We start from the raw sequence: 15,272 nt of genomic DNA, 5'->3' as shown, positions 1-15,272 counted from the left end.
CAACCCATTGAGTAACATCGTAAAGACAAATTCAAAGCACATCAATGATCAGATCCCGTTGCGGAGTGGTTCATTTAATAAAATTATTCTCTCGTGGCGGCAGGACATTCGTGCTGAAACAAACGCAGAACGTCAATTTCTTAAGAATCAAAAGAAGGTTGAACTAGAAAAGGTTCAAGAATAATATAAATCACAAATATCAGTGAGATACTAAATAATTATATCAAGATAATTAGCGTGTCAGTAAAGAATATGATTAATTTGTCTCGAAGAGATAGTATGCTCTTTTGTTGGATGCATTTCTAGAAGTAGAATATTCAATTGGTGTACCATTTACCAACCAAACAATCTGCTCCACCTCAAGGATAGGAGTGTCTTCGGTAACATTTAGATAACTGATGTCCAAACTACCAGCTTGCCGTGCCTGAATATTTCTTGCAATACCTGCAAACTTAAGATGTAGTGAGTCACGAATGAAAGCATAAATTGATGATTCTAAAACTGATTGTGTTAAACCTGGCACCAAATTAACTGGCATATAGGTATTTTCAAGTATAAAAGGTGCCTTATCAAGCAAACGTAATCGTATTATATGATATACAGGTTCTTCTCCGTTGAGGTTAAGATTTTTTTTTACTTTGTCATTTGGAAATTCCAAATCAAATTTAATTACTCGGCTAGAGACACGATCAGCACCTTCTTGTGTTGTTAATCCTTCAAAATTGCTGGCTGGGGCATCCTTATCCGTTATTAAAGTGGATGGTCCTATAACGACAGTTCCAAAACCAGATGTTTTTAGCACAAAGCCTTCGTTAGCTAAGATGTCAAGGGCATTCTTAATCGTAATTTTACTGACATTAAAGTCGTGTGCTAATGTTTGCTGATCAGGCAAAATATGTCCCTTAGCATAATATTTTGAAATAATTTGTTTTTTAATGTTATTAGCAACTAATTCATATTTCTTCATTTTTTTATCCTGTAATGGCTGTGTGTCAAGAATAGCCAAATAACACCTTTAAAAAATTGTATTTGTTCTTAGTCTAAGATTATCTTGAAAGGAATTTTTGTAGGTGTAAATATTTTTCAAAAAGAGATTTCATTGGTATTATAACAAATAATCAAATTAATTAAAAATATGTCTTTTGTTATAAAAGACATTGACTTTAAAAATAATATGTAATACAATTGGTTTGTTAAATGTTGTAAGCGCTTTCATTATTTTAAGTTCAAGGAGAATTACTTTTATGACAACAGATCGTAAGATGCCAAAATCATTTTACTGGGGGAATTCAGTATCTAGTATGCAAACTGAGGGAGCGTGGCAGGCTGATAACAAAGGTCTGTCAGTGTATGATATACGTGAAGAAACAGATACAACCTCCAACTGGCACGATGCAATAGATGAATTCAATAGATACGAAGAAGACCTTAATTTGATGCAAAAGATGCATATGAATATGTATCGTATTCAAATAGCCTGGTCTCGTATTGTGCCAGATGGCGATGGCGAAATAAACGAAAAGGGGTTTGATTTCTATGATCGATTGATTAATGCCATGCTAGAAAGAGATATTGAGCCAATGGTTTGTTTGTATCATTTCGATATGCCACTGGCTTTAGCCAAAAAACAGAGTGGGTTCCTATCGCGTGATACTGTAACCGCTTTTGTTAAATTTGGGAAGGCAGTGATTGATCACTTTGCAAATCGGGTAAAATATTGGATAACATTTAACGAACATAATTTGTACTTTACTGATGAAGTCTTTCAAATTTCGGGGTATACAAGAGCTGAAAAGTCGATTGATCATATGTACACTATTTTTCACCACACAATGTTAGCTCATGCCGAAATAACTAATTATGTGCATGATAATTACCATGAACTAAATATTGGTGGTATGTTGGCTTATACACCTGTGTATCCAGCTACTGAAAAGCCTGAAGATACTTTCGCAGTTCGCAAACAGAGCGAATTTATATACGAGAATATTAATTCATTATTCTTGGGAAAGTTGTATTCTCCTGAAGTCCAACAGTACATTGATGATAATGAAATCGATATTGATTGGCGTACTCAAGATAATGAAACTTTGTCAGCCACTTATCCGGATTTTTTATCGTTTAGTTATTACCGAACAATGGTGTTGGATGCAGAGCCGATACCTGAGTATGAAGTTCCCAATCGTTATATGAATCACAGTATAGAGATAAATAAATTTTTAACTCATAGTGAATGGCGTTGGAATATCGATCCACTTGGGTTCAGAAATGTAATTACAGACCTCTACAATCGTTATCGAATCCCTGTTTTTCCTATTGAAAATGGTATTGGAATTAGGGAACACTGGGATGGGGAAAATCGAATACAAGATGATAATCGTATACAGTATCATGAAAGTCACATTAGAGCTATGAAAGATGCAATGTTCATTGATGGGGCGAAAGTATTAGGTTACCTAGGTTGGGGGCTGATAGACATTCCAAGCTCACATGCGGATGTGGAGAAAAGGTATGGTGCAGTTTATGTTAATCGTACAAATCATGATTTAAAAGATCTGAAAAGAGTACCTAAGAAATCGTTTTATTGGTTCCAAAGTGTTTTAAGCCAGAATGGAGATAATTTATAATGAAAAATCAAGTTAATGGCAAAACTAGCTCATTTATAACTAACAAACTTTTACCTGTTATTATGAAGTTTGTTAATACAAAAGCCGTAAAGGCTCTTCAAGACGGCATGGTTTATGCTCTGCCATTCATTATTATTGGATCAATCTTTTTAATCTTGTCAAATGTGCCTGTTCCGGCAATTGCCACCGCACTAAAAAATTCCGGTTGGTCAGCTTTCTTTACTCAGGCCTACACGACGACTTTTGGTATTTTGTCTATCTGGGCAGCAGTAGGAATCGCTTATGTTTACGTTCGGAATGAAGGCTATGAAGCGCTTCCAGCTGCGCTAACCTCTTTATCAGCTTTCTTGATGTTGCAAATGTTACAAGTGACTGCACCTTTGGCGGGAGTTATGGGTAAAAATGGATCAGGGATTGCCAACAGTGCCGGAAATGTCGTTTTAAGTGGTAATGAAATATCTAATCATATTGACAAATTACCAGGTGCCCTGCAATCATTTCTAGAATCTCCAGTCACCGGCGTCATCAATATTAGTTGGTTAAGTGGTCAAGGTATGGTTGCTGCAATTATAGTTGGTATTGTCGTTGGTTGGGCATATACAAAAATGATTAAAGCCGGGTGGAAAATTACACTACCAGAACAAGTACCCTCTAGTGTTGCAAACCAGTTTACTGCAATGATTCCATCAGGAGTGATTCTAATTAGCACAATGTTAATCTTTGCTTTAATTAAGACCACACTAAATACCGACATGCTCAATTTGATATATAACTCTTTGGCAGCACCAATGCAAGGTTTATCAGATTCTCTAGTTGGAGCAATATTAATAGCTTTCTTAGTATCATTCTTCTGGTTCTTTGGTGTCCACGGTGGTTTAATTATGGGAGGAATTGCTGGAGCATTTTTAATACCAAATACTGCAAGCAATGCTGCACTTTATCAGGCAGGGAAGCTGTCATTAAACAACGGCGCGCACATTGTAACGAATGAATTCTATAATAACTTTATTAATTTAACTGGATCAGGTATCACAATCGGATTGGTCATTTTCACTTTAGTTGCTGCCAAATCTGTTCAGTTTAAAACAATTGGAAAAATTGAGTTAGTTCCTGCGCTATTTAACATTAATGAACCGTTCTTATTTGGATTGCCCCTTGTCATGAATCCATTTTTAGCAATTCCGTTTTTCTTAGTTCCAGTAATTGTTGCAATTTCAACTTATGGTGTGATTTATTTTGGCATTGTCCCTCCTTTAAATGGTGTGGCTGCACCATGGACTACACCCGCAGTTATTTCTGGGTTCTTAATAGGTGGATGGAAAATGGCGCTTTGGCAGGCGGTAACACTACTCATTTCGGCGATTGGTTATTATCCGTTTGCTAAAAAATACGATCAGTATCTTTATGAAGAAGAGCAGGAAAAAGCTCGAAATGAAGGAATAACTATTTAACGAGTCAAGTATTCTTTATCTATCGAAATTCGTTAATGATGAGCAACTCGTTTTGATGATTGAAAATCTCTATGATAACGTAGGAGAGTTTGTTGTCCAGAACAAGTTCTATATACCTAGAGATTTATTCAAAGTGTCTATAGATCGATACAAACCTAACATTTGATTTTGGAAGATAATATGCGAGGAGTTTCTCCAGCTTTTATGTATTCTTGTTCAAAGTACATTTTAAAGTCAAACGTCCTCAATAAACAAGAATATCTTTCTTAAAACATTTATTAAGAAATAAAAAAGACAAGTTCGCTAACAGTGTCCATGCTTGTTCGTGAACTTGTCTTTTCTTATTTTAAGATATAGTAATTGTCATTCTATGCAGTAAAAAAAATGTACATCAAATTCGCAATAACAAACGTCTGAACTATTAAGCCATGTTAAAAGGCATGCTAAAGGCGGTAACACAAATAACATTAAAATCGCATCTAGCCTTCGGGAATTGTCGCCTGATGACATATCTGAACTTCGTGAAAAACTATCTTCGTATATAGACAAAAAAATTAAGACCGCTAGTTATATCAATCTACTAGTGGTTTTTGTTTGGATAAAATTATAAATAACAAACAAAAAAGCAATTGAAAATGTTCTTAAACTGAAAAGTAGTAATTTATTTACAAATCAGGTACTGCACGTTGACTCGCTATTCTAGGCAAAAAATTTTATTTGCCTATTAAGTATCGACCCAATTGTTTGTATAGACTGGTGCTGAAAAAAAGAATCGAATTTCACAAAAAAAGTAAATATTTTCTCTTATTTAAATTTTCAACGTATAAAGAAAATGAAAAAGTGTTGACTTAGAGTGTACTCCAAGGTGTTTAATGATAAGACATTGGAGGAAATACTTTATGAAACAAAAGTTTGGCATGGTTTTACCGATTGTCTTATTGACATATTTTTTAATTTTGCTTGATAATTCGATCATTTTTACTGGAACAGTTAAAATTGCTAACGAACTGAATTTGGACGCACGTTCTCTGTCGTGGATTTCTAATGCTTATTCGCTAACATTTGGCGGGTTACTGTTGGCCATGGGACGTGCGGGAGATCTATTTGGTAGAAAAAATATATTTATAGTTGGTCTTTTTGTTTTTGCGCTGGGTTCTCTTGCGGTAGGCATATCAAATAGTGATTTAACAATTATTATTGCTAGAGCTTTTCAAGGAGTAGGGTCGTCAATCCTAGCGCCATCAACACTGGCTTTAATTATGGATGCTTATACAGGAAAAATGCGCACCAAAGCAATCGGATATTATGGTGCAACGGCTGGCGTTGGTGGCATTTCAGGATTAATACTTGGTGGTTGGATTGCTGACGCATTTTCTTGGCGCTATGGCTTTTTAATTAATGTGCCAATTGCTATTATTGTTGCGATATTATCTATTCAATATATACCTAAATCCAGAGTTTCTTCAGGTAACATTGACTATCTTGGCACAATCCTATCGGTAATAGGTATGGCGACGTTGGTTTATAGTATTGTAGGTGAAAGTGGAAATGCTCTTTCCTTAATGCTTTCAGCAGTGGCGTTTATCATTTTAATTTTAGTAGAGAGACGAGTAGAACAACCGTTGCTGCCATTGAAAATATTTGCTGATAGAGAACGTTCCGGAGCCTATATTGCTAGGTTTGCTTTTATGGGAGCTATGTTTAGTTATTGGTTCTTAACGCCACAGGCTATGCAAAATAATTTGAATTTTTCAACATTAACAGTTGGTTTAGCGTTTATTCCAATGTCGATTCCTCAATTTATATCAGGCATGAAATCAGCAGATCTGTCTGCGCGTTTTGGGAATACAAAAGTTTTGCTCATTGGTCTTGCGTTGTCGTTGATTGGATTACTGATACCAACATTCATTAATATCCATTACGGTTACTGGTTGGTTGTCGCGCTACCTATGATTCTACTTGGATTTGGTCAGGGATTAGCTTTAAGTCCGTTAACGGTTGCTGGTGTTGCACATACAGGACCCGATGTAGCCGGTGCCGCAAGCGGTGTTGTCAATACAACTCATCAAATTGGGGCTTCGGTTGGGTTATCCCTAGTTATTGCAATCACTTCAGGCATTAAATCTCCAGATATTCTTTATCAACACGCGATGTTTATAGACAGCGGATTAGTTGCAATAGCCTTGATTGTTGTTGTGATAATTATCTATCCTGTTTCCCGTCAAGAAGATTAAACCAGCTGTGCTCAAAATTACGGTTTATAGAGGTTAAGGAATGAAAAAAATACTTTTATTAATAGTCGCTGTTGTCATTTTAGCTGGTGCTATTCTATTTTGGGTTACTAATCAAAATGGCACATCTCAAACAACTAAAACACAACGTACATCACAAAAAAACAAGGAGACAAGTAAAATGGCTGAAAATAAAACTTTAATTGTTTATTATTCACGAACTGGTAACACAAAGGCAGTTGCTGAATTAATTCATGATCGGGTTGGTGGCGATTTGGTTCAAATCGCAACAAAAGAAGCACGGCCAAAGGATTATCGTTCTGAAGTATCTCAAAATGCGCAAGAACAAGACGACAATACTTTACCAGCATTAAGGACTAAAATATCAAATTTTGATAACTACAATTGTGTCTTTATCGGAACACCAACTTGGAATATGGCACTTCCACAAGCTGTGGAATCTTTCATGGCCGATTATAATTTTTCCGGTAAAACCGTTATGCCATTTAACACTAATGGTGGATATGGGGCAGGCTCAACGTTTTCACAAATAAAGTCGGGTACCAAAGGGGCCAAAGTTCTGGACGGTTTTTCCGTAGAGGGTGGTCAAGAAACGAACGGTGTCTTACTTGCTATTAAGGGCAATCGTCGTGTTGAAGTTTCAAAAGAATTGGACAAGTGGTTAAAACAGATAAATATTGAAAAATAATGTTTATCAGTGCAACATTAATCTAATGCTGAAAAATATATGATTCCATATTATATATAATGAATAATCTCAATATGTGCTGTTAATGTTATGTCGAATCTAGAATATAAAATGTACTTCTTTAATATCTAAAAAAATACGAGGCGTGTCTAAAGATTTTAAGATATTAAAATCTTTAGACACATTTTTTTGCATTTTTAATGTTTTTACTTGACTTGGAGTGTACTCCAAGGTGTTTAATGAATGCATAAATACATCAAATGAAAAGAGGAAAAATTTACATGAACATTTTGATTCTGGGTGCAGCAGGACAAATTTCCCAACAACTAACGATCCGTTTGCTCAATGAAACAGATGCAAATTTAACATTATTTGCGCGTAATGCCGAAAAGCGTTTGTCAATATATAAGAATAATAACCATGTTCGATTGATCTCTGGCGAATTTGAAGATGAATCCTTACTAACTGAATCAATGCAGGAGCAAGATGTTGTATATGTTAATTCTGATCGTAATGTACAACCAATATTAGCAGCCATGAAAAAGACAGGCGTTAAACGGATTATTATTGCAGGTGCATTGAGCATTTATGATGAAGTTGGTGGGGCATTTGGTAAATGGAATCGGTCGAAGATGGGACCTATACCTGATTCTAGAAAGAAAATGATTTCAGACGTGGAAAATTCAGGTTTGGATTACACGTACATGCGAATGACCTGGTTATATAACCAAAAAGGTAATGTCGCTTATGCTACAACTCAAAAGGGTGAGCCATTTGTTGGAGCACAAGTTACTCGTGAAGCAATTGCACAATATATTCTAGATTTGTTGGCAAATCCAAAGCGTGATTTGCAAGCAAGTGTTGGTATATATGAACCTGGAACAGAAAATATGACAAAGCCTAGTTTTTATTAAGAAATCATCACGGTATACTGTCAAAGTTATTCCTACCAATGTGAATCGTTGACACGATGTAACCTATGATTCTTGGTTTGTACATTTGGCCATTGCACCAGGTACAACAACGTGAAACGGTCCAGTTTATAATCGGCAGTATATAGATGCCGAAAACGGTAAAGTTTTTTTGAAATGAAAGGAGAAAATTAATGGTTGATAAACAAACGTCCGGGCATGATAAACTAGGTGATTTCGCACCAAAGTTTGCCGATTTAAATGATAATGTGTTGTTTGGTGAAGTATGGTCGAGAGAGTCAGAGTTATCAGTTCACGATCGGTCAATGATCACTATTTCAGCCTTAATTTCCGGTGGCGATATGGAGCAAGCTAGGCACTATATGACATTTGGAAAAAAGAACGGTATTACGCAAAAAGAAATTTCTGAAATGATTACCCACCTTGCGTTTTATGTTGGGTGGCCAAAAGCTTGGTCAGCATTTAATCTTGCCAAAGAAATTTGGAATTAAGATGTTGACTTAGAGTTGACTCTAAGGTGTTTAATTAAGCTATTGACAAGCAAAGGAGAATTGTAAACATGTCAAATTCAAAAGTAATTGTAATTACCGGTGCTTCATCGGGTATTGGTGAAGCCATTGCTAAAAAACAGGCAAATGCTGGGGATAAAATTGTTCTTGGCGCACGTCGCGAAGATAATTTGAAGAAAATTAAAAGTGACATTGAAGCTGCTGGTGGACAAGCCGAGTATTTAGTTACTGATGTTACTGATGTTACTGATGTTGAGCAAGTAAGAGCATTAGCTCAAAAAGCGTTGGACGCTTACGGTCGTATTGATGTGTGGATCAACAACGCTGGATTAATGCCTCATTCATTGTTAATTGATGCCAAAGTTGATGATTGGAATCGCATGATTGATGTTAACTTAAAAGGCACTCTGTACGGTATTGCTGCAGCACAACATATTTTCCATGCACAAAATACAGGCCATTTCATCAATTTAGGTTCAGTGGCTAGTCTTTACTCACATGCTGGTGGTGCTGTTTATTCAGCTACTAAATGGGCTGTTAAAGCGATTTCTGAAAGTTTGCGTGAGGAAGAAGCTCAAGCTGGTAAAAATGTGCGTGTGACAACATTATATCCTGGTGCTGTTAATTCTGAATTGGTAGCACACATGACTGATGAAAAGCGACGTGAAGCAACAGCTGAGTTTTACAAAAACTTTGCTATTCCGGCAGAACGCATTGCACAAATTGTTAATGATGTCTTGAATATGCCAGCAGACACAACACTGAATGAAATTGTTGTGCGACCAACGACGCAAGTGCAATAAATGGTCGTCTACTTTTCTGAAAAATTATTTAATGGAGAAAAAAATGAACTTTAAAACACTTAACAATGGTGCTCAAATGCCTCAGCTTGGATTTGGTGTTTTCCAAGTGCAAGAAAAAGGGGCAGCCAAGCAGGCTGTTATTGATGCTATCAAGACAGGGTACCGTTTGATCGATACTGCTGCTAGTTATGGTAATGAACGTGAAGTTGGTGAAGGAATTGCTGCAGCTATTGAAGCTGGTCTGGTAACACGCGAAGAATTGTTCGTTACGTCAAAGATGTGGGTTCAAGATGTTTCGGCTGATAAAGCGACTGCAGCTATTCAAGCATCACTGGATCGTTTAAAGTTGGACTATTTGGATTTATATTTGTTACACCAGCCATACAATGATGTCTTTGGTGCATGGCGTGCAATGGAAATTGCATATAAGGCTGGACAATTAAAGGCTATTGGTGTTTCAAACTTTGATATTGCACAGTTGACAAACTTGGCTGAGTTCTCAGAAATCAAGCCAATGTTGAATCAGATTGAAGCTAACCCATTCCAACAAAATAAAGAAGATGCTGCTTACTTTGCAGAATATGGCGTTCAAGTCGAAGCATGGGCACCATTTGCAGAAGGTAAGAATGGTTTGTTCTCAAACGAATTATTAAAGAATATTGCAGACAAATACAATAAGTCAATTGCACAGGTTGTCTTGCGTTGGTTAACACAACGAGACATTATTGTGGTTGCAAAGTCAGTTAAACCAGAACGTATGGCACAAAATTTGGATGTGTTAGACTTCAAATTAACTGATGAAGAAATGAAAGAAATTGCTACGTTGGATACTAATGTTAGTCAATTCTTTGACCATGCTGATCCTGATATGATTAAATGGATGGCAAGTCGTGAAATCAGCTATGATGTGACGGCTGATTAATTCAAAGTAAAAATAATTAATTGGTGCAAATATGAATATAAAAAAAGCAGCTGAGGCAACTGAATTAACTGCTGATACTATACGTTACTATGAGCGTGTCGGTATTATTGGTGCAGTACCTAGACTAGAGAACGGTATTCGAGATTTTGACGAAAGAAGTTTAACACAACTACATTTTGCTAAAATCATGAGAAATGCTGGTATGAGCATTGAATCGTTAAAGCAATACATTGATTTGATATATGAAGATAATGAAGATACTATACCTGCACGAAAAGCGATGTTAGTCGACGCAGCTGATGAAATGGATGAAAAAATCAATGATTTAGTTGTTGCGAGAGATTATTTGCGAAGTAAAGTAGACAATTATTATGGGCACATGCGTGACATGGAGAAAAAATTAGTAAGTGATGAGTAAGTATACATTTATTACAATGATTAATACTAAAAATTGAAAAATAGCAATCAACATCTCTTCATAAAATTAATGTTCAATACGAAAATATTGTATTGATTAGAAAAATTGATACAATGGTTAGCTGATAACCTATAACTTTTAAAATTTTTCAACGCATATTCTATTCTGCTTGTAAGACAAATTCTTAGTTAGTAACTTTTGAACACTGGACTTATAAACCATTTTAAGTTAACATAATCGCTATCTATACAAAGTAATGCTATATCATCGTTTGAAAAGTGTAAAAAAAAGGATTCCAAGAAAGTTTCACAAATTCTTTGGAATCCTTGTTTTATGACTCATTTTTTTAATTTCACAAGTATTTAAGTTTTAAGCTCATTGTTGATTTTAGGCGTGATATATTATTTCAAGGGATAACGAATTGACAAAAAAATACTTCTATACTTTCATTTTATGGACTGAATAAAAATAGTCCATTCTTTAGTATAAGGCAGATTGTAAAATTAAACCGAACACCTTGCATAAAAAAACTGCAGAGACTTTAATGGTAATTGACTAAAATCAACCATAAAGGATCTGCAGCTTATGTCTTCTAGTTTATCAGCTCACGAACGTTCTGTCATTGAAACAATGATCAAACTTAATCATTCAACTCGAGAAATAGCCCGTTTCTTAAAGCGTTCTCCTGCAACTATTACCTACGAGTTAAATCGAATTAAACCATACAATGCACAACAGGCTCATCATTTAGCCCAGTGTAATCGGCACAAACACGGTCGCCATCCGACCCTAACACCTGAAATATCAGCTTTTTTGAACCATCACATTGGTATCTTGAAGTGGTCACCAGAAACGGCTGCTCATGTATTGGGTATTGCTTTCAAGACCATCTACAACTGGATTCATCATGGTTTGCTTAAAATTAAGTTATCAGATTTACCTGATAAAGGTATTCGACGTAAACGTCAATCTGACGGCCGTAGACGTGTTTTTGCTCATGGCCGTTCAATTGAAAAACGACCAAAAGCTGTCCAATTAAGACAAGAATTTGGTCATTTTGAAGTTGATACGATGCAATCTGGTAAAACACGTGGCGATGTTTTAGTGACCATCACAGAACGATTGAGTCGACAACATATCATGAGACATGTCAGTGGGCGCAATAGTCAGGCAGTGACACCAGCTATTATTAGGTTTTTCAAGGGTATAAAAAATGCTAAATCAATTACAGTTGATCACGGTCGAGAGTTTGCAAAATATGATGAAATAGAAGAACAGCTAGGCATACCGATGTATTTTGCACACCCATATTCACCAGAAGAACGTGGTAGTAATGAAGTGCTAAATCGATATGTCCGTCGTTTTATCCCAAAAGAACGCAAAATTGAAACCATCAGTCAGAAAGAATTAGATCAAATTAATCATTGGATTAATGCCAGGCCAATGAAAACGCTCAACTGGCAATCACCACGAAAAGTCTTTCAGAAACATGCGGTGTTCGGATGATTCTTGCAATCTGCCATAAGAGCAACTTAATGTGGCTCAAGATGTCGTCAAAAATGGTTTAGATTTCAAGGCTGATCCCGATAAAATGATTACACAGACAGGTGTAGTAATGACTTATGATCACATGGATTTCTTACCCACCTCAGCAAGTGACACAGAAGTGAAGGGAAAGGTGATTGTCTTTGTCAAAAGCCACCTCAAGGACTCGGCAGATGCCACCACACGTTTTGTCTATAATGTCAGCTACAATCCTAAAACAAATCTTGTGACACAACTAGATCGCATCGGAACTTATCAATTACAAAGTGACAGCAGTGTGTTATGAGTAAATATAAATAATCTGATTTGTATTTTTAAGTCAATTCGATATACTGTATTTACAAATTAAAATTTATTTTTAGCTCGATGTGTTCCAGCTCGCCAAAGTAGGAACGACACATCGTGTTTTTTATTTTCTAGTCCCTAAAAATTAAAATAAATTTTATTCTCACAGTTCGTCCATTTGGACGGACTTTTTTGTTTGCCTCAGGAAAAACCATTTACCTTTATGACAATTTTTTGATTCTTGTTATTCTGTGCGTGTGTTGATAACACAACAAAGAAAAAGGAGGACTTTTTGAATGAAAAAGTCAAATGCACATAACAAGTTTCTATGGGAGCGTCATCCGATTTCACGCTTACAACAAACATTAGCGGGATTGGTTGCTTCATTACCAATGTGGCTACCGACTGTTGCCTCAGCGGATATTGGTGATGCTGCCAAAACAAGTGGTTCAAAGGTCATCACAATTCTTTATATTGTGTTGATCGTTGTTGGCGCTATTTGCTTATTGATTGGTTTCATCATGCGTGCAACTGGTAATGAACAGATGGCGCAAAAGAGTAACAGCAAGCTAATGCACGCCATGTTCGGTATTGGTGGTGGTGCTTTGACTGGACTATTGCTGACATGGATTTGGCAAACTGCCACAACTGCTGGTGGCGGAAACGTCATCAACTGGCCATTCTAAGCAGGGGGTGAGAGATGTTTGGAAAGAAAAAACAAACTAGTATCGGTGATCCATTTTTTGCCCGCGTTGAACAAACTGAAATTGATCTCAATGATGAGGTGATTCAAGACCTGGCAGACAAAAGTGGGGTAAGTGAAAGCTGGCCTGATGTATCACTGTCAGGGCTACAACAATTCGCTGCTGGTTTAGTCAATGATGTGGTGCGGGCTGGTGATCATGATGTTCGTTTAGGCAATGTCGTCTACTTTATCACTAACGAAAAAGGTCGTGCTGAGCCAACCGGATTAAGTTGGGAAAGAGCGACATTAACAGCAGGGTTTGAAAACATTGTTGTTAGTACCGCTGATCATATTTTCAACGAAACAGAAATTCGTCAAGATGAAGATATGACTTATGACATTATTGTTGAAGCCTTACAACCGCTGATGGATGCCGTGCTTGCTGATGGCAGTCTGTCATCAGATGATTTGCCAGACTTACCTTCTGAGGAACAGTTTAGACAAGCGCGTGAAACTGGTGAAGTCCTAACAGTTGAGCCTAATAAGTTCCAACGCACAACGATTGAAGTCAAGCCACCAGTGGTTCAAGCTGTTGACAATGAAACTAGTGACCAATCACAGGAAAAGGTCGTAAAGACTGTACCTGCTATTCCTAAGATAGTTGAACAGCCTTCACGTGATGAAACAGTGAAGCCAACTGTTCAAGCTGTTATTCCGACTCAAGACAACGCAGAGGGTATCATGACCGAAAGTGATCCCACACAGAAGTTAATTGATCGTGTCAACCTGGCGCCAAATGCTTTTGAAATGAGTGATGTCAAAGCTGATTTACCTGCGGAACACCCCGATTACGTGGTTAGTCGTTTGAACGCAGACAAAGCTAAAGCAAACGACTTTCTCAACGACACTAGTAACATCTACACGCAAAAGATACGAAAGGCTATGTCTGACTTGTTGAAGCAACAACAAGCAAAGACGAAAGCAGCAGTTGAACAGTTGCGTGACACTAATGTTTCTGAGACGGTTGATGCACAAATGAAAGAAGAACGGGCAACAGAGTTTGAAACCCGTTATGCGCAAGCACATCAAGCTCGTGAAGCAGGTTATCGCACGGCTGTGGAAGATGAGAATGCGCGTCATGATAATACACTCAAAACGCTCAAGAGTGACTTTGTAAGCGACTTAGAGGCTTTGAAAGTATCTGTTAATCAAGAGCTGGATAACTGGTTTATAGAACGGTCTAAAGACTTGCAAAGTAATCTTCAAGCCACAGTGGACGATCAGGTCTCAGAAGTGACGTCACAAGCGCAAACAGAGACGCTAACCAGTCTTAAAGCTTTGCGTGATGAGTTATTAGCTCAAAACACACAATCCTTGCTAGACATGCATCAAAAGCTGGAAGAAGACATCAGTCACAAGCGGGCACAATATCAATCAGAGCATGAAAAGGTGATGATCAGTGCCACTGAGTTAGAAAGTGCTAAAACGCATGCTGGTAACCTCAGTGAACTTGAGCAACAAGTCCAAATTTTGAAGCAAACTAATCTAAACCTCGAGCAACAATTAAAAGGTAAAGATGCTGTCAATAGTGATGAGGTTTCCCAACTTCGTCAACAACTGCAAATGCTTCAAAACGCCCCAAAAGCGCAGGCTCATGATGACACTAATCAACAGTTGATGACTTTGTTGGCAACGCAAATGAAGCAGCCTCAAGTTGAACAAAAGAAAACAAGTGCTTGGCATTCAGCGGCGATTGGTGTCTTGGCTGTTCTGGCTATTGGTGGTGCGGGCTTTGGTGGTTATGCGATGGCACAACACAAAACAGATAGCGCCACACAATCATCCAAAGCAATCTCTGCGAGTAGTCACAACGAAGGCAACGCAACCGTAACCTTAGCACCTGAATCATCTGAGGCTGGTTCTTCTTCAAAGGTTAGTGCTTCAAGTAGTCAATCAAGCTCGTCTAGCTCATCTAGCTCACAAGCTAACAGTTCTTCTACGTTAGCTGACCGTTACCATGTCGGTGAAGACGTTGATGCCACAATCAATGGTCAAACAGTCACAGCTAAAGTCGTTTCGGTACAAGACAAAACCATTACAGTGCATCATGATGGCTACGATTATGTTGTACCGTTTGACAATTAGGCGGCGGTGA

At 37.3% G+C, this 15,272-nt stretch carries 14 protein-coding genes; 13 read left to right on the top strand and 1 reads right to left on the bottom strand.

The features are described from left to right. Nucleotides 1-256 precede the first annotated feature (256 nt). Nucleotides 257-967, bottom strand: coding sequence for a GntR family transcriptional regulator (locus ACI3ES_RS05775; protein ID WP_114667034.1), 711 nt, complete (start codon nt 965-967; stop codon nt 257-259). A gap of 277 nt (nt 968-1,244) precedes the next feature. Here ACI3ES_RS05775 and ACI3ES_RS05770 point away from each other — a divergent pair, with 277 nt between their 5' ends. The 13 genes from ACI3ES_RS05770 (at nt 1,245) to ACI3ES_RS05710 (ending at nt 15,262) form a co-directional block, all read left to right on the top strand. Continuing rightward, complete coding sequence (locus tag ACI3ES_RS05770; protein ID WP_114667035.1) at nt 1,245-2,627, top strand: glycoside hydrolase family 1 protein; 1,383 nt, start codon at nt 1,245-1,247, stop codon at nt 2,625-2,627. Further along, entirely contained in the window at nt 2,627-4,078 is a 1,452-nt protein-coding gene (locus ACI3ES_RS05765; protein WP_114667036.1) for a PTS sugar transporter subunit IIC, read from the top strand. Before ACI3ES_RS05770 ends, ACI3ES_RS05765 begins: the two co-directional genes overlap by 1 nt. Before the next feature lie 899 nt (nt 4,079-4,977). Beyond that, nucleotides 4,978-6,312, top strand: coding sequence for an MFS transporter (locus ACI3ES_RS05760; RefSeq protein ID WP_114667037.1), 1,335 nt, complete (start codon nt 4,978-4,980; stop codon nt 6,310-6,312). 40 nt (nt 6,313-6,352) lie between these two features. Continuing rightward, on the top strand, nt 6,353-7,018 hold the full coding sequence (locus tag ACI3ES_RS05755) for a flavodoxin (protein WP_114667038.1): 666 nt from the start codon (nt 6,353-6,355) through the stop codon (nt 7,016-7,018). 281 nt (nt 7,019-7,299) lie between these two features. Further along, nucleotides 7,300-7,932 (top strand): NAD(P)H-binding protein, encoded by a 633-nt coding sequence (locus tag ACI3ES_RS05750; RefSeq protein WP_142511886.1) that lies wholly within the window; start codon nt 7,300-7,302, stop codon nt 7,930-7,932. 191 nt (nt 7,933-8,123) lie between these two features. Continuing rightward, nucleotides 8,124-8,441 carry a carboxymuconolactone decarboxylase family protein gene (locus ACI3ES_RS05745; protein WP_142511885.1) on the top strand — a complete coding sequence of 106 codons (318 nt, stop codon included), beginning with the start codon at nt 8,124-8,126 and terminating at the stop codon, nt 8,439-8,441. Between the two features lie 68 nt (nt 8,442-8,509). After that, nucleotides 8,510-9,262: an SDR family oxidoreductase gene (locus ACI3ES_RS05740; RefSeq protein WP_142511884.1), complete on the top strand. Its 753-nt coding sequence runs from the start codon at nt 8,510-8,512 to the stop codon at nt 9,260-9,262. A gap of 43 nt (nt 9,263-9,305) precedes the next feature. Further along, a complete protein-coding gene (locus ACI3ES_RS05735) occupies nt 9,306-10,184 on the top strand; it encodes an aldo/keto reductase (RefSeq protein ID WP_142511883.1) in 879 nt (292 codons plus the stop codon). A 31-nt stretch (nt 10,185-10,215) separates the two neighbouring features. Further along, nucleotides 10,216-10,602: a MerR family transcriptional regulator gene (locus ACI3ES_RS05730; RefSeq protein ID WP_142511882.1), complete on the top strand. Its 387-nt coding sequence runs from the start codon at nt 10,216-10,218 to the stop codon at nt 10,600-10,602. A 585-nt stretch (nt 10,603-11,187) separates the two neighbouring features. Further along, complete coding sequence (locus ACI3ES_RS05725) at nt 11,188-12,108, top strand: IS30 family transposase (protein ID WP_012268558.1); 921 nt, start codon at nt 11,188-11,190, stop codon at nt 12,106-12,108. Nucleotides 12,109-12,139: 31 nt separating this feature from the next. Then, nucleotides 12,140-12,433, top strand: coding sequence for a hypothetical protein (locus ACI3ES_RS05720; protein ID WP_242029776.1), 294 nt, complete (start codon nt 12,140-12,142; stop codon nt 12,431-12,433). Between the two features lie 295 nt (nt 12,434-12,728). Continuing rightward, nucleotides 12,729-13,118, top strand: a complete 390-nt coding sequence (locus ACI3ES_RS05715) for a hypothetical protein (protein ID WP_004901735.1) — start codon at nt 12,729-12,731, stop codon at nt 13,116-13,118. A 14-nt stretch (nt 13,119-13,132) separates the two neighbouring features. After that, the gene (locus tag ACI3ES_RS05710) at nt 13,133-15,262 is read left to right on the top strand and encodes a hypothetical protein (protein ID WP_407631941.1); all 2,130 of its coding nucleotides are present in this window, start codon (nt 13,133-13,135) and stop codon (nt 15,260-15,262) included. Nucleotides 15,263-15,272: the final 10 nt, after the last annotated feature.

The sequence above is a fragment of the Leuconostoc falkenbergense genome (assembly GCF_045801155.1).
In the GTDB taxonomy this organism is placed as follows: Bacteria; Bacillota; Bacilli; order Lactobacillales; family Lactobacillaceae; genus Leuconostoc; species Leuconostoc falkenbergense.
The sequence above is the reverse complement of the archived record's forward strand: the minus strand, read 5'-3'. Positions and strand labels throughout refer to the sequence as shown.

Bases quoted from the DNA above. Each gene is read 5' to 3' on its own strand.
- ACI3ES_RS05775 (WP_114667034.1), bottom strand. From the start codon at position 967: ATGAAGAAATATGAATTAGTTGCTAATAACATTAAAAAACAAATTATT.
- ACI3ES_RS05770 (WP_114667035.1), top strand. From the start codon at position 1,245: ATGACAACAGATCGTAAGATGCCAAAATCATTTTACTGGGGGAATTCA.
- ACI3ES_RS05765 (WP_114667036.1), top strand. From the start codon at position 2,627: ATGAAAAATCAAGTTAATGGCAAAACTAGCTCATTTATAACTAACAAA.
- ACI3ES_RS05760 (WP_114667037.1), top strand. From the start codon at position 4,978: ATGAAACAAAAGTTTGGCATGGTTTTACCGATTGTCTTATTGACATAT.
- ACI3ES_RS05755 (WP_114667038.1), top strand. From the start codon at position 6,353: ATGAAAAAAATACTTTTATTAATAGTCGCTGTTGTCATTTTAGCTGGT.
- ACI3ES_RS05750 (WP_142511886.1), top strand. From the start codon at position 7,300: ATGAACATTTTGATTCTGGGTGCAGCAGGACAAATTTCCCAACAACTA.
- ACI3ES_RS05745 (WP_142511885.1), top strand. From the start codon at position 8,124: ATGGTTGATAAACAAACGTCCGGGCATGATAAACTAGGTGATTTCGCA.
- ACI3ES_RS05740 (WP_142511884.1), top strand. From the start codon at position 8,510: ATGTCAAATTCAAAAGTAATTGTAATTACCGGTGCTTCATCGGGTATT.
- ACI3ES_RS05735 (WP_142511883.1), top strand. From the start codon at position 9,306: ATGAACTTTAAAACACTTAACAATGGTGCTCAAATGCCTCAGCTTGGA.
- ACI3ES_RS05730 (WP_142511882.1), top strand. From the start codon at position 10,216: ATGAATATAAAAAAAGCAGCTGAGGCAACTGAATTAACTGCTGATACT.
- ACI3ES_RS05725 (WP_012268558.1), top strand. From the start codon at position 11,188: ATGTCTTCTAGTTTATCAGCTCACGAACGTTCTGTCATTGAAACAATG.
- ACI3ES_RS05715 (WP_004901735.1), top strand. From the start codon at position 12,729: ATGAAAAAGTCAAATGCACATAACAAGTTTCTATGGGAGCGTCATCCG.
- ACI3ES_RS05710 (WP_407631941.1), top strand. From the start codon at position 13,133: ATGTTTGGAAAGAAAAAACAAACTAGTATCGGTGATCCATTTTTTGCC.